Annotated in this window: 12 protein-coding genes; 10 read left to right on the top strand and 2 right to left on the bottom strand. The window is 46.3% G+C overall.

All coding sequences use genetic code 11. From position 1 onward, the window contains the following. Positions 1-301: 301 nt before the first annotated feature. A complete protein-coding gene (locus LPY66_RS17405) occupies positions 302-1,759 on the top strand; it encodes an amino acid permease (protein ID WP_337985510.1) in 1,458 nt (485 codons plus the stop codon). A gap of 34 nt (positions 1,760-1,793) precedes the next feature. Here the strand turns inward: LPY66_RS17405 and LPY66_RS17400 are convergent, their stop codons facing one another. Continuing rightward, the gene (locus LPY66_RS17400; protein ID WP_337985509.1) at positions 1,794-3,347 is read right to left on the bottom strand and encodes a PucR family transcriptional regulator; all 1,554 of its coding nucleotides are present in this window, start codon (positions 3,345-3,347) and stop codon (positions 1,794-1,796) included. Between the two features lie 302 nt (positions 3,348-3,649). On the opposite strand from LPY66_RS17400, the gene LPY66_RS17395 reads away from it, so the two are divergent. From LPY66_RS17395 to LPY66_RS17355, 9 genes are all read left to right on the top strand, one after another. After that, positions 3,650-5,212: an FAD-dependent oxidoreductase gene (locus LPY66_RS17395; protein ID WP_337985508.1), complete on the top strand. Its 1,563-nt coding sequence runs from the start codon at positions 3,650-3,652 to the stop codon at positions 5,210-5,212. Between the two features lie 115 nt (positions 5,213-5,327). Next, positions 5,328-6,182 (top strand): putative electron transfer flavoprotein FixA, encoded by an 855-nt coding sequence (fixA, locus tag LPY66_RS17390; protein WP_337985507.1) that lies wholly within the window; start codon positions 5,328-5,330, stop codon positions 6,180-6,182. An 11-nt stretch (positions 6,183-6,193) separates the two neighbouring features. Then, positions 6,194-7,162 (top strand): electron transfer flavoprotein subunit alpha/FixB family protein, encoded by a 969-nt coding sequence (locus LPY66_RS17385; RefSeq protein WP_337985506.1) that lies wholly within the window; start codon positions 6,194-6,196, stop codon positions 7,160-7,162. Positions 7,163-7,223: 61 nt separating this feature from the next. Beyond that, positions 7,224-8,513, top strand: a complete 1,290-nt coding sequence (locus LPY66_RS17380) for an FAD-dependent oxidoreductase (RefSeq protein WP_337985505.1) — start codon at positions 7,224-7,226, stop codon at positions 8,511-8,513. Beyond that, entirely contained in the window at positions 8,510-8,803 is a 294-nt protein-coding gene (locus tag LPY66_RS17375) for a ferredoxin family protein (protein ID WP_337985504.1), read from the top strand. The genes LPY66_RS17380 and LPY66_RS17375 overlap by 4 nt, the downstream gene beginning before the upstream one ends. 307 nt (positions 8,804-9,110) lie before the next feature. Further along, positions 9,111-10,022, top strand: coding sequence for an AraC family transcriptional regulator (locus tag LPY66_RS17370; RefSeq protein ID WP_337985503.1), 912 nt, complete (start codon positions 9,111-9,113; stop codon positions 10,020-10,022). 171 nt (positions 10,023-10,193) lie between these two features. Beyond that, positions 10,194-10,562 (top strand): hypothetical protein, encoded by a 369-nt coding sequence (locus tag LPY66_RS17365; RefSeq protein ID WP_337985502.1) that lies wholly within the window; start codon positions 10,194-10,196, stop codon positions 10,560-10,562. Between the two features lie 344 nt (positions 10,563-10,906). Continuing rightward, the gene (gene nagZ / locus LPY66_RS17360; RefSeq protein ID WP_337988130.1) at positions 10,907-12,142 is read left to right on the top strand and encodes a beta-N-acetylhexosaminidase; all 1,236 of its coding nucleotides are present in this window, start codon (positions 10,907-10,909) and stop codon (positions 12,140-12,142) included. 188 nt (positions 12,143-12,330) lie between these two features. Beyond that, positions 12,331-13,266: a ketopantoate reductase family protein gene (locus LPY66_RS17355; protein WP_337985501.1), complete on the top strand. Its 936-nt coding sequence runs from the start codon at positions 12,331-12,333 to the stop codon at positions 13,264-13,266. Here the strand turns inward: LPY66_RS17355 and LPY66_RS17350 are convergent. Next, positions 13,214-14,701 (bottom strand): MFS transporter, encoded by a 1,488-nt coding sequence (locus LPY66_RS17350; RefSeq protein ID WP_337985500.1) that lies wholly within the window; start codon positions 14,699-14,701, stop codon positions 13,214-13,216. The genes LPY66_RS17355 and LPY66_RS17350 overlap by 53 nt on opposite strands. Between the last annotated feature and the right edge of the window lie 40 nt (positions 14,702-14,741).

The following is a 14,741-nucleotide window of genomic DNA, read 5'->3' as shown; positions in this document are numbered from 1 at the left end:
TACTTACAATAATGACCTGAACCGCTTCAGTGCGGTCATGGTATAGAAAATAGACCGTAATCCTTTCGGGTGCGGTCTATTTCCTTTCATTACGGTTTTCATTGCATCCGGTCATTTCTGTTCATCATTGCGGATGATACAACAGGAACAATTCTGTTTATAGGTGAATTTTACGCGGTAATATCAAGAGGAATGGAATTAAAAAGAGTTATTGGCAGCCATGCGCTCGTTTTCGAATGGATTTCAGCGTTTCAAGAGATAATAAGTTAACACCCATTACTTAGAGCATGGAGACGGTATTATGAAAAAACAAGCGCATGGATTATCCGCCTGGCAGCTCACGATGCTGGCCTTGGGAACAGTCATCGGCGGTTCATTTTTTCTGGGATCCTCGGTAGCCATTAATGCGGCCGGCCCTTCTATTATTATCGCGTTTATTCTGGGAGGAATCATTGTCTATTTTACCCTCTTCGCCCTGTCTGAGATGACAGTTGCCAATCCCGATGTCGGCTCCTTCCGCACCTTTGCGGCGCAAGCATTTGGCCCAAGTGCGGGATTTGTCGTCGGATGGGTCTATTGGATCGGAATGGTTTTAGCGATGTCCAGTGAGGCTGCTGCTGTGTCGATCCTGGTCCGTGAATGGTACCCCGCCCTATCCGTCGCCTTGCTGGGGAGTTTTGTTATCGTAGGGGTTACACTGCTAAATTTACTCGGAGCGGATAAATTAAGTAAGCTGGAGAGCGGTCTTGCTGCCATTAAGCTGTTAGCGCTGGCATCATTTATCCTTGTTGCTTTACTTTTGATCCTGGGGCTATTTGCCAACGGTCACGGGATAGGCGCTGGGGAATTGGCTCGGGAACCTTTCATGGCATCGGGCCTTAAAGGAATCGCAGGCAGTATGCTGATTGTCATCTTTTCCTATGCGGGTTTTGAAATCATCGGACTCGCTGCATCGGAAACGGATAACCCTGCCGTGACGGTTCCGAAAGCCATTTTTCGAACGGTCGTCATTCTGGTGGGTTTATATGTTGTTTCAATGACAGTACTTTTGCCGCTGGTACCTACTGCCAGTCTAAGTGAAGAATTCAGTCCGATGGTCGCCGCTCTTAACCGATGGGGAATCACCTGGGCGGGCAGTGTTCTGAATTTAGTCCTCATCACGGCCATTCTCTCCACAATGTTGGCTGCGATGTTCGGACTGGGCAGAATGATGCGGTCTCTGGCAGCGGAAGGGCAGGCGCCCGCTGTTCTAAAAGACCGAGGCAACGTCCCCTACCGTGGCATTTTGTTTTCAGGAGCGACTATGCTTACCGGACTGGGTATCGGTTTGCTGTTCCCCAGAGTCTATTTATTTCTGATCAGTTCCGGCGGGTTTGCCCTGCTCTTCACCTATGCTGTCATCATGGCGACACACTTGCGCTTTCGGAAGAAACACGGCTGCCCGCCGTCGGGCAAGTGTCAGATGCCCGGATATCCGTACTCAAGCTGGATCGTTTTAGTGAGCTTAATCCTGATTATTATCAGCATGCCATTAATACCGGGACAGGGAACAGGCCTCGTCGCAGGACTTATTCTGACTGCCGTGACTTCTGTTTTTGCGATGATCGTGATGCGAAGCCAAGGGTTACAAACGAACCGAACTGCGAGCAAAGGCCGGTCTGAGAAATCATTTCCCACGGAACTTTCCGTAGAATTTTCTAAAGAGCTCGTTGACGACAACGCCTGTCAGTCAGGAAGAAAAAAAGTGGATGAGGAATAGAGAAGATATAATAATAAAAAAAACCCCAAGTCGCTCATGACTCAACGCCAGCATATTCCTGAAGCATAAAGGACAGCAACAGGTGAAATACCGTATTTGGATCATCAAAATCGATGGCGGCCATTTTTTCGATTTTATGGAGCCGGTAGAGTAGGGAACTGCGGCTGATGAACAGCTTCTTGGCAGTGGACATTTGATTATTGTGGTTTTGGATATACGTGCGGAGTGTCGCGAGCAAGGCGCTGCGATGCTTGCTGTCGTAGTCTCCCAGGATTTTAAGCGCCGGGTGATAATACGCGCTAATTTTGTCGTTGGCTACACAGCTGTCCAAAAAGTCATAGAGCGCAAATTGGCAGTAATCATAAATATAATTACCGGAGTTTTGAGTTAGCCCAAACTTAATTGCCTGTAGGCTTTGCTCGTATAACAGCGCAACATCAAGCAAATTGGTGGAATATCGGCTTAATCCGCAGCAAAGATGCCATTCGGAGAGCAGAGACAACAGCTGTGCTTCCGTTTCGCTGGGATAAGGCATTTCGGAAGAACGGATGACAATGACGACAATCCCTTTGTCATAAACAAGACAGTTGCCGAAGGGCAGGATCACATTGAGCTGGTTACGGATTTTAGCCAGTTGTTCATCCACCAGAAAGCGTGAGATGGGCTTAATCACCATGACAAACGTATATTTGGCGAACAGCCAGCCGTGGTATTTGCCTTGACTTTTTAACGTCTGAAGGCTGTCAATTTTCCTTTCCAATAAGTCGATAAACAGCTGCCCATGCAAAATGCCGTGATTAAAATTAATCAGTTCGTTTTTATTGATTTCAATGGACAGGTAGATATTCATCACTTCCATGATATCGAGGATACCTTGGGAAAAAGGCGTATTATATTCGATCACCTGAAAAACCCCGATTTGGTTTGAGCCTCTGACGATGGTTTTGGATGCAATCCGATAGGGCATGTAATCCGCAGCAAAGATGAACGGTGACGTATTGTGTTCACTCATCTTTGCCTGTTCCTTTAGTCCTTCGGAAAATTGACCCTCGACCTCCAAATAACCCTTTTCCTCTGTGTCCGTCCATAACTTTTCAGTCATTCTATAATTTTGGGAATGTGCCAGTAATTTGAGACCCCGGGCAAAAATAGCGATCGGATTACGGAGATATGAAGCCATCCTATTTGTCAGGGACTGCAGCCCGGCATCATTGCCAACCGCGGTTAAGAGATCATCCATCATCTTCCGGTAATAATACAGCGCATCCTGGAGCTGTGTCAGCAAGGTCGTTTGTTCGAAACCCGTTTCGGATAAACAGATAGGATGGGCTATGTTTTGCCCGGTATAGAAACAGCGATTTTCCTCTATATATACGAGGTTCCTTGGCAATACCTGAGCATCATTAAGAAATAGCTTAAAATCAGCATTCTCATCCAGGATATAAAGCCGATTTTCCCAGTACTCCGAGCAAGGCAAATGAAGTAGTGCAATATCTTGAATGTCCGTTTTCCTTTTTTTAAAGAGAGTTGTATTTTCTTGTAAAATGCCGGGTATTCTGTCTAACACCATCGGCAGTGTTATCGCCATGATTAGTGCGTCTCCTTTCGAATTAGCGTCATTGCCGGAACGGTTTATGGATAATAGAATAATGTACATGATGTACAAACTTTGAGTTGGTTTTTTATGTAATTTGGAGAATGTAACAGATGAAAGATTCAAGAATTCCCAATGATGTGCTATAAGTAAAACAATTCAGATAGTATTATTCTAGTACAAAGTGTAGTAATTCTCAATGATTATTCACACGGAGTGTCAGTAGTTATGCCACTGCTTTTTCGCTAAAATGAAACTATGAGAAAGAATTTGTTAACGAGGTAGGTGTCAAAATTTTGAGTTGTGAAAAAGAGCCCAAATACGCATTTGAAGTTCCGCCTGCACCCATTTCCGATGATCAGATCAAAGAAGTTATCAACACGGAAATCGTTGTCATCGGCTGTGGTGTAGCCGGTGCGGCAGCAACGCTCTCAGCCAGAGAAGCCAATGCCAAAGTGGTGATGCTTGAAAAATCGCCGTCCTGGAATGCACGGGGACGCGGCAATTTCGGTTTTAACAGTCGTTTGCGTCCGGCTTTGGGTGATGATCATCCCAACGCGACCAAAGAAGAAATCGCCCAAAGAAGAAACGAAGTCGTTAAAGAAATCATGGCTTTCAGCGGCTATCGCGGTGACCAGCGTTTAGCCAATCTTCTGGTTGACATGAGCGGCCCGTGCGCCGACTGGCTGTGCGATATCGCTACCGAGCAAGGTATTGAGATCGAAGCCCGTAAATATCCGAAGGATATCGGCACCGGCATCGGTAGTTCCCATAAACAGGTCGTTTATGATCTGCTTTTCCATCCGAACGGCGAGAAGACGGTGGTCGAAATGATGGTCAATAAGATCAAAATGCTCGGCGGTGTCGATATGCGCTTTGAAACTCCCGCTGTTCAATTGCTGAGAAAGGGTCAGGGTCGGGTGACCGGCGTCATTGCTAAGGATAAAGAAGGCAATTATCTGCAGTTCAATGCCTCCAAAGGGGTTATCCTCTGTTCCGGCGGTTATGAGTGGGATCCGGAAATGATGGAGAAATATGCCGGTTTGGCCGTTTATGCCGCCAGCATTTCGTATGAAAACCACTGCAATACCGGTGACGGTCAAAAAATGGGAATGTGGATCGGTGCCTTGATGGATGAAGCCCCGAACTGTGTCTTATATGAAGACGGCGGCGGCTACCACCTGGAAAATCCGCTGCATTACGGTGTTGGCGTCGCCCGTCAGCCTTGGCTGGGAATTAACATTTTCGGCGAACGCACCAACAATGAAGACATCGTCTGGCCGTTGATCGGTATTTCGGATATTATGAAGCCGGGCCATATGAAATACTCCGTATGGGATGAGAAATGGCGTGATGACGCTAAGGTTGAAGTCATGGGAAATGCCCATTCCATTTACTCTGATTTCCATGGCACGACCAAAGAAGTCACAGAGGAAAAAATCCGCTCCGGCGCGATTTTATCTGCTAACACGCTGGAAGAACTCGCCCGCAAGATGCAGGTACCGTATGAGACCTTTAAAGTAACCGTTGACCGCTATAACCAATGCTGCGCAGACGGTATAGATTACGACTTCGGCAAGCCAAAATATTACTTGAAGCCCATTGATAAACCGCCTTATTATGCAGCCAAAATGGGCGCGGCAATCCTCGTGACCCTGGGCGGATTGAAAATCAATACCAAGATGGAAGTACTGGACAGTGAATACAAACCGATTACCGGTTTCTATGCAGCCGGCAATGCCTCCGGTAACTTCTTCTTTAACGATTATCCCGAAAATATCCCTGGACTAAGCCATACCCGCGGCTTTACGTTTGGCTATCTGGCAGCCAAAAATGCTGCCGCGACACAACCGGAATAAGCCATAAACCATAAGCAACAATTAGACAGCGGCTTAATGCCGCTGTCTAAAGCGCTTTTGTCAACACGAAATAGTTTCATGTACTGACATATGCCTCAAAGGAGGTCCTTAAACGATGAATATCATTGTCTGTTATAAATATGCACCAGACGTTGAAGATATAGAAATCAAAGCCGATGGCTCCGTGTCGACAGAAAAAGCGCGATGGATCCTTGGTGAATATGATTTGCGTGCGGTTGAAGCCGCTGTCAAATTGGCAGAGAAAACTGGGGGCAGAGTCATTGCCTTGAGTGTTGGTCCGCAGCAGCTTAACGATGCCTATGCCAAGAAAGATGTCCTTTCCCGTGGCCCAGTCGAACTCTATCTCGTCATTGATGGCAGACTAACCAACGCGGATACCCACCTGACAGCCAAAGTGCTGGCTGCCGCGATTCGCAAGATCGGTGACTTCGATCTCGTGCTTTGCGGTGAAGGATCTTCCGATCTGTATTTTCAGCAAACCGGCCTACAGCTTGGAGAAATACTGGGGGTACCGACGATCAATGCGATCAGCGGGATCACCTTGGCAGAAGGCTGTGCAACCTGCCTCACCGTACAGCGCCATCTCGAAGATGAGATTGAAATCCTGGATATTCCGTTGCCGGCTGCATTGTCTGTTACTTCCGATATTGCCATGCCGAGGATACCTACTATGAAAGAAACCCTGAAGGCAGCTAAAAAACCCGTGACAGAATGGAATCTGCATGCCCTGGGGCTGGCAGAAGACACAAAACCGCGGGTCTGTTTCCTGAATACACGTTCCGCCGGTCAAATGAATTTTAAAGACGTTATCATGTTCCCGATACTTTTGATGCTGGAGATGAAACGTTCTTCAAAATATGCCGGCCGAAAACAGATCCTTATCGACGGCACACCGGAAAAGGCCGCACAGACGTTAATCAATCATTTAGTTAAGGAAGACGTACTTTAAGGAGGTGCAGGATGATGACGCAACACGATATTTGGATTTTTTCTGATAACACATGTTTAATGGCGGAACTCATCGCAGGCTCCTCCTCCTTAACGCCGTATACCGGGGGCAGGACAGCCGTAATCGTCGCGGGTCCGGAAACGGATGTGGCGAAAGCGGCAGCAGCAGGGGCCCAGATGATTTATTGGATAAAGGCGCCTGCTGAAGAGGTTATGGTGGAGGATTATGTCCCGACCATCGCTGCCTTGATCCAATCCCACAAGCCTTACGGCGTTTTGCTCGGAGCAACCCGAAGAGGGAAAGCTATTGCCGGCCGCCTCGGTGCCATTCTAGAAACCACGGTAATTACCGATGCTAAAAATTTTGTGCCTGAAGGAAGAAAACTTCAGATCGCACACCGGATTTTAGGCGGCAGTGCCATTCGATTTGAAGCTGTGGCTTCCGATATCCTGCTGACGACGGTTGGTTTCGGCACGTTTGAAGCCTTGCCCCCAAATTCAGAGCAGCAGTGCGACGTCATTCCGGTAGAATTTGTCGCACCGCAATGGAAACTGAAGCTCAGAGAACGCAAAGAAAAACCACATAGCTTAGCGAATTTGCCGGCTGCCAAACGCGTGGTTTGTCCGGGATGCGGTCTGACCAAAGATGAGGATATGACGGTCATCAATGAACTGGCTGAGGCCCTTTCGGCAGAGATTGGCTGTACCCGGACCTTAGCCGAAAGAATCAACGTTCTTACAACCGACCAGCACATCGGTATCTCCGGGGTCACCATCAAACCGGATCTCTATATCGGGATCGGGGTATCCGGACAGATCCAACATACCGCCGGGATTGTGGATTCCCGCGTTGTGGTGGCGATTAATAACGATCGGAATGCGCCAATCTTTTTCCAGTCCGACTATGGCATCGTTGGAGATTTTCATGACGTTGTTCCGGCACTGCTTAAGGTACTCAAGGAAAAGGAAAAACAGAATTAATAGAGGCTATTTCAAATACGTTGTACTAGATAGCTAAAAATAGAGGTGATAGGAAGATCATATGCGACCTGACAAAGATTTTGATGTCATTATTATAGGAGCCGGACCGGCGGGAAGTGCCTGTGCCTATACCCTGGCCAAACAAGGAAAAGATGTAATGCTGATCGAACGCGGGGATTTCCCCGGGTCCAAAAATATGACCGGCGGCAGGATTTATTCCTATGCCTTGGAACAGCTTGAACCGGGTTTGACAGCGAGCACCGACCTGGAACGGTGTGTCGTTCATGAACAAGTCATGGTGATGGCTGGCGGCAGGTCCATAATGCTGGATTACCACGATCCATTGTTCAATCCGGAGAATGGCGTTCCGCAATCCTATACCGTCCTGCGCAGCAAATTCGATCGCTGGTTGGCAAATAAAGCGGAAAGCGCAGGCGTCAATATTGTCTGCGGTATCCGCGTTGATGATGTAATCAAAGAGAACGGTGACATTATTGGGGTTATCGCCGGAGACGATAAAATGATTTGCGACCTGGTTATCGCCGCGGATGGCGTCAATTCCCTTATGGCCCAAAAAGCCGGTCTTATCGGGGATATCCGCGCCGGAAGCATGGGACTGGGGATCAAAGAAACCATTGAGCTGCCATCAGAGATTATTAATCAGCGTTTTAACCTGAAAGAAAACGAAGGAACTGCCCGGATGATTTTAGGATGTACCGATGGCATCCGGGGCGGAGCATTTCTATATACCAATAACGACAGCATATCCTTGGGAGCGGTTTATTCACCGGAAGACATTCAGAAATGCGGTAAACCGGCACACCGTTTATTTCAGGAACTGAAAATGCATCCGGCAATCTATCCGTTGATTACGGACGGGCGGACAGTGGAATATGCCGCCCATCTCGTTGGGGAAGGTGGCTACAAGGCCAGGATAGCCAAACCCTATCAGAACGGATTGTTGGTCATCGGAGACGCTGCCGGATTCGTCATGAATATGGGGTATACGGTTCGAGGCCTGGATCTGGCCATTCTAAGCGGCATCGCTGCTGCTGACGCCTATCTTTCCGAGCAGGATAGCCGGAAGACAGGGCCTGTTTATGTCAGTGAACTTGAAAAAGCCCTCTTACCGGCAATGAGAGCGGTTGAAAAATATCATCAGGTAATGCAGAACAGCAGTCTGTACACGGAGTATCCGCAAATGGCTGTATCGCTCATGACGGGTATCTATACTGTCGATGCTCCCGGTACGGCAAGTTTGAAAACGTTGACCAAGCAAACATTGAAGGCGAATCACTTTTCCTGGCGTAAGGCGGCCAAGGCAATCTGGACGGTGGTGAAATCATCATGACGATCCGTGTTATGAGTTCGCGTGATCTATTAAGTCTGAATAAATTTACCATTGATGATGGTCATCCCCATATCGAATTGGATAAGGCCATCTGTGTTCAGTGTGTGCAGAAACCTTGTCTGCTGGTATGTCCCGCAGAATTATATACCCGCGATGAAAACGGCGGTGTTTTTCTGGACACCATCGGCTGTCTGGAATGCGGGACGTGCAGGATTCTATGTCCCAATGGCGGTATCATTCATTGGGAATACCCGAGGGGGAAATTCGGCGTCCAGTATCATAAAGGATAAGTGATACGTGCATTAATCGGCTGCTCAAGCAAGTTTATCACATACCGGTATACAAAAACTACGCGAATGACCACAGACCACAGACCACAAACCGCAGAATGATGTCTGCGGATTTTTTTATATAAGGAAAACAAATCCTTTCCGATTTATCTAAGTGAAGCTTAGCTGCAACCATGAGAAATGATAGACATAACGTAGTATAATCTTAAGCAAGGGCTGATTGAAAGGGCAGGTGTCAATCATAATCGCAAGTAAAGTCAAGAAATGAACGGACCTATTTGTTATCCTTTATCTGGCAGGTGAGAACATGGAAAGCTGGGAAAAAATTAAAGCCGTGCAGCGGATGCAGGAGTATATCGACGACCATTTGACCGAACCAATGACGCTGCATGCTATGGCGCGGGCGGCGGGGTATTCCCCCTGGCATTCGGCGAGACTGTTTAAGGAAATGACCGGCAAAGCACCATTTGAATACATCCGGACGTTGCGGTTATCTCAGGCAGCCGTTACGCTGAAGGACGGAGATCGGAAAATCATTGATGTTGCGTTCGACTTCGTCTTCGATTCCCATGAAGGATTCACCCGGGCCTTTTCCAAAGAATTTGGCATCACGCCGAAATCGTACAGTCAGAATAAAGAAACAGTATCCCTTAAGCTTTTTATGCCGGACTATGTCCGCGATTATTACCTGACCAAACAAAAAGGAGAAAGAACTATGTCTGATCATGCTCAGTTAAACACGGTCTTTGTCCAAGTGGTGGAACGTCCCGCCCGTAAACTCATTTTCAAAAGCGGCATCAAAGCAACCCATTATTTTGAATACTGCGAAGAAGTCGGGTGCGCAATCTGGGAACAGCTCTCCGCCATCAAAGAAGCTATCTATGAACCCATTGGGATGTGGCTGCCGGATAATTTGCGCCGGCCGGATACGTCGTTCTATGCCCAAGGGGTTGAGGTGCCGGCGGATTATGCGGGAGATATTCCGGATGGATACGCGATCATGGATCTGGCGCCGTGCAAAATGATGGTTTTTCAGGGTCCGCCATTCGATGATTCGAAATTCAGCGAAGCGATCGAGGAAATCTGGGAAGTCATGAAAAGCTACAATCCGGAAATCTATGGTTTTCAGTGGGCGGACGAGGACGGTCCGCGCTTCCAGCTGGCGCCTATGGGCTACCGCGGGTATATCGAGGCCAGGCCCGTTAGGACATCAAAATAAACAAAATTCTGAAAAATTAGCTATTTCCTTTTATTAATGTTATCCTATAAAAGGGTGATGTAGTTTTTCAACTTACTACAAAATCAATATAGAATTCGCAATTATTGCGTACAACAAGCAATCAATCCGAAGTTGATTGCTTGTTATTTTAAATGACGAAAAGAGGGTATTATGAGTAACGTCAATTTGCGAACATTAGTGAAAAAAGCTGGCGAAATGGCTTTGGGTAATAGTTGGGGAGAAGACGCGTACACAATTAATATGGGTATCCTGGCGATAGATCAGAATAATAGTGGTTCATGTACACGGCTGGCTAAATACTATATGCTTAATGATAATCTTCCTGAAGCAAAAAACATGTATTTAAGGGCATTGAAAATTGATCCAGAAAGCAGAATTGCCCTAAATAATTTGCAGGTTATTGAACAAGCGCAAAAGGAAAATGCGATAGCTGAAAAAACAATAAAACTGGTGGACGGAGTTCATGCAGCAGATAAGAGTCCTAAGAAAAAGGGAGCACGGATGAAGAAGGCCGAGTAACAGGGTACAAAGAACCTGCAGCGAACAAACGAAGGTCTGAAAAATATAAATATAAGTTTTACTCACCTTTGTAGAAAGCTGGAGCGAGTTGTTTCGTTTCGGCTTTTATTTTGGTGTTGATCCAACCCGTCAGGTCAACTCACATTTTATCGTCATACAGACAGACGTGGAAAATGCTCTAGGCAAATAAATCTATAGGATTGATTCATAAAGTTTCACATAACTACCGGAATTATCATGAAAATTTTTGGATAACTTATCCGTAATTATGAATGTGTGGATAATAACGAGGGAGGACGGTTGCCTTGAAACCTTATTATAGAAATAGCAAATGCTTATTAATCATGGTCTTACTGATCAGTATGTTGATTATTCTGGCGGGTTGTTCTGCTGCCAAGCCGGGAGAGAATCAAAGCGAGGATAAGGACAATGGGCCAAAGCCGCCGGTTCAAAGCGATACCGACCCGATTCAGGATCAAATCAAGACGATGAGCCTGGAGGAAAAGGTCGGCCAATTAGTTATGGCAGGGATTGACGGATATGAAAACGATGATCATTCGAAAAGCTTGATAGAGAAGTATCACGTGGGAGGCTTTATCCTGCTGGGACAAAACATCCGAGATGCCGGGCAAATGCTGAACCTTGTTAACTCCTTGAAAAGAACCAATGGGGTTAACACAATCCCCTTATTTTTAGCCATAGATGAAGAGGGCGGCAGGATTTCGCGCGTGCCTGAGGAATTCGCAAAAATACCGTCATGCCAAACAATAGGACAGATAAACAACAGCCAGCTGTCTTATCAGATAGGCAGCATCATTGGCGAAGAATTGAAATCCTTTGGTCTGAATATGAACTTCGGACCGGTTTTAGATATCAATAGCAATCCCAAGAATCCCGTGATCGGAGACAGAGCTTTTGGCTCCACTGCCGATATTGTCACGAAATTAGGTCTACAAACCATGCTGGGACTACAAGCGCAAAACATTATCTCTGTCGTTAAACATTTCCCTGGTCATGGTGATACGTCCGTTGATTCCCATGTTGGATTGCCTATGGTAGAAAACGACTTAACAAGGCTGAATAATTTTGAGCTCTTGCCTTTTGCCGCAGCTATTCAAAACAAGGTGGATGTCATCATGGTTGCTCATATCTTATTGCCCCGTATCGATCCGGTTAACCCTGCCTCATTCTCCTCTGCCATTATTTCTGAGGTTCTACGTACCCAGATGAATTTTGATGGTGTGGTAATAACCGATGACATGACGATGGGTGCCATTATCAAGAATTATGATATTGGTGAAGCCGCCGTAAAATCGATTAATGCGGGCAGCGATATTGTTCTCGTATGCCACGACTTTGATAAAGAAGAAGCGGTCATTCAGGCTATGCAGCATGCGGTTGAAACCGGAGCCATTTCCATGGACCGGCTAGACCAAAGTGTGTACAGAGTACTGAAGCTGAAGCAAAAGTATAACCTATCGGATAGTACAGTGCCATCGGTGGATCCAGATAGCATTAATGAGAAGATTAATGCGCTTTATCAGTCATATCCTGCATTGGAGGATAAAACGAAAAAATAAACACACAAAAAATAAAAGTAGGAACGACATCATCAAAAATAAATCTGTGTCCCGGTTTTTTTAAAATCATTGAATACAAAATAATGGTACAATAATATTGCAAAAGAAATCAAGAAAAAAACAGGCATATTCGTTATTCTTTTGCCTGGCAGGTGAGAACATAGAAAGGGTAATATACGGGGGTTAGTATGAAACAACAGCTGAAATACTTAGTTATCGGAGCCGGAGGTACAGGCGGAAGCATGGCGGCATATATGACAGAAGCCGGTAAGGATGTGACGGTGATTGCCAGAGGAAAACACCTCGAGGCCATTCAAAGAAACGGTCTAAAAATGGAGACGTCGCATAAAGGAAATTACATCGTCAGGCCGATCAAGGCTTTTACGATGGCAGATTACAACGAACAGCCGGATGTCATCTTCAACTGCGTCAAAGGCTATTCTCTGGACGAGACCATCCCTTTTATCCAAAAAGTGGCCCATCACGATACGGTGGTCATTCCGGTGCTCAATATCTATGGCACCGGAAGCAGGATGCAGGAACGTCTGCCGGATTTGTTGGTGACAGACGGCTGTATTTATATTGCCGCGGAGATAAAAGAGCCCGGAACCATCCTACAAAAAGGGGATATATTCCGGGTGGTATTCGGTGTGCGTCAACCAGAGGAGCACCGTCCTGTTCTTCAGCAGGTAGCTCAAGATCTAGAGGAATGCGGTATCCGGGCGATTCTGTCGGAGAATATCCGCCGCGATGCACTGCAAAAATTTTCCTATATATCCCCCATGGCCGCCTGCGGCGCTTATTACGATATTGATGCCGGTGCAGCTCAGCAGCCGGGAGAAGTGCGGGAAACGTTCATTGCACTGACGCGGGAGATTGAGGCCCTGGCCCAGGCGATGGATATCCATTTTACCCGGGACATCGTAAAAACCAACCTGGCGATTCTGGATAATCTTTCACCATCCGCATCCACTTCCATGCAGCGGGATTTAAGGCAGGGTAAAGATTCCGAGATCGACGGTCTCTTGTTTGAAGTGGTCCGCTTGGGCAGACAGTATGGTGTAGAGGTACCTACTTACACGATGATTGCTGAGAAATTTCAGCGATTTGCTTCTGAATGCTAATCACACTTTCTTCTGTCAGGGAATAGTTCCGGATACTGATCCAGGCAAAAGCAAAGCTGATGAAAGAACCAAGTGCAAGAATCAATCCTAAAAACACAAGGGTTGAGTTTTCCTGAACAGGCAAATTGGCATTAAATCTCACAAGATCCAGCATAAAGCCAACGCCTAGGAGTGTGACGGCTTGAGCGATTTTATAGTATAGGGTCAAGCACCCGTAATACACGCCCTCCGATCGGTGACCTGTTTTCAGCTCATCAATATCAATGGTATCGGCAACCATCGATAGAGGAAGTGTAAACAAAGCGCCGGTTCCAAACCCCGCGGTTACCGCATAGGCCATAAAATATAAGGGGTTGCCGGCCACGAATGCTTTGAAGAACACCAAAACCATAAACAGGATGCTGCTGATCATGCAGACAATTAAAGCCAGGATCATCGCAGGCTTTTTGTCCATCCTCCTGGCAATAGCCCCCCAAACAGGCTGGGATATGATACTGACCAAAAACTGAACGCCGATAATAAAAGCAATTTCCTGACTGTGCATAGCAAAGGTATACGTAAACACGTGCAGGCCGATATTGCTCAGAAGAGCAGAGGCAATATTATTAAACATATAGCATAAGGCGACTAACCGGAAGGATACGTTACTGAAAGCGCTTTTAAACGATACGAAAAGGGTTGAGAAGCTAATTCTTTTCTCTATGCACATTTGTTGCTTATTGAGAATCGGGATATACTTCTTTGTCGTGATATAACAGATCAAGGTGGCCAGAATAATCACAATCGAGGAACAAAGACCCATATTACTGTAGGATTGCGGATTGAGCTGACCGTGTGCGATTTCTTCCGTCGGCTGAAAGAAAAGGTACATACCGGCTACAGATACAAAGGCCAAGCCAACAAGGAAGAAAAATGTTTTTGACGCCTGAATGGTGGTCCGTTCATTGTAATCGGAAGATATTTCCGCTCCTAAAGCGGTATAAGGGGTAACATATATTGTCATAAACGTTTTAAAAAGCAGGATATACAGACAGATGAGGAGGAATTTGATCATATAATCAAATTCAGCGCGGATATTCCAAATGAGAAAGTTGGTTAAGGCTAGTCCTAAGGCACCGATAATCAGATAGAGATGCCTTCTGCCGAATATCCTGGAACGGGTATTGTCCGAAAGATACCCCATAAGAGGGTCGGTTATCGCATCCCAAATGATACTGACGCTTACAGCAGCACCCACGAGGCTGCCGGGCAATCCAAGCACTGCGGTGGCATAAAAGACCAGATACGCCCCTACGACCTGCATGGCTACCCCGGTGCTGAAATTACCGATACCATATCCCAGTTTGTCACCAAACGGAATGCTGTTTTTTATGGTTGCAGACAACGTATTGGTCTCTCCTTTATTGTCAAATATCTGACTATTAATCAGCTGCATAAGTTGAACGTGTGATGTTGATAGCCACAATTATATTATA

The organism is Dehalobacter sp. DCM, assembly GCF_024972775.1.
GTDB lineage: Bacteria > Bacillota > Desulfitobacteriia > Desulfitobacteriales > Syntrophobotulaceae > Dehalobacter.
The sequence above is the reverse complement of the archived record's forward strand: the minus strand, read 5'-3'. Positions and strand labels throughout refer to the sequence as shown.

What these genes read in the sequence shown, in the direction of transcription:
- LPY66_RS17400 (WP_337985509.1), bottom strand. Translation starts at nt 3,347, where the DNA reads ATGGCGATAACACTGCCGATGGTGTTAGACAGAATACCCGGCATTTTA.
- LPY66_RS17370 (WP_337985503.1), top strand. Translation starts at nt 9,111, where the DNA reads ATGGAAAGCTGGGAAAAAATTAAAGCCGTGCAGCGGATGCAGGAGTAT.
- LPY66_RS17385 (WP_337985506.1), top strand. Translation starts at nt 6,194, where the DNA reads ATGATGACGCAACACGATATTTGGATTTTTTCTGATAACACATGTTTA.
- nagZ (WP_337988130.1), top strand. Translation starts at nt 10,907, where the DNA reads ATGGTCTTACTGATCAGTATGTTGATTATTCTGGCGGGTTGTTCTGCT.
- LPY66_RS17380 (WP_337985505.1), top strand. Translation starts at nt 7,224, where the DNA reads ATGCGACCTGACAAAGATTTTGATGTCATTATTATAGGAGCCGGACCG.
- LPY66_RS17355 (WP_337985501.1), top strand. Translation starts at nt 12,331, where the DNA reads ATGAAACAACAGCTGAAATACTTAGTTATCGGAGCCGGAGGTACAGGC.
- fixA (WP_337985507.1), top strand. Translation starts at nt 5,328, where the DNA reads ATGAATATCATTGTCTGTTATAAATATGCACCAGACGTTGAAGATATA.
- LPY66_RS17405 (WP_337985510.1), top strand. Translation starts at nt 302, where the DNA reads ATGAAAAAACAAGCGCATGGATTATCCGCCTGGCAGCTCACGATGCTG.
- LPY66_RS17365 (WP_337985502.1), top strand. Translation starts at nt 10,194, where the DNA reads ATGAGTAACGTCAATTTGCGAACATTAGTGAAAAAAGCTGGCGAAATG.
- LPY66_RS17350 (WP_337985500.1), bottom strand. Translation starts at nt 14,701, where the DNA reads ATGCAGCTGATTAATAGTCAGATATTTGACAATAAAGGAGAGACCAAT.
- LPY66_RS17375 (WP_337985504.1), top strand. Translation starts at nt 8,510, where the DNA reads ATGACGATCCGTGTTATGAGTTCGCGTGATCTATTAAGTCTGAATAAA.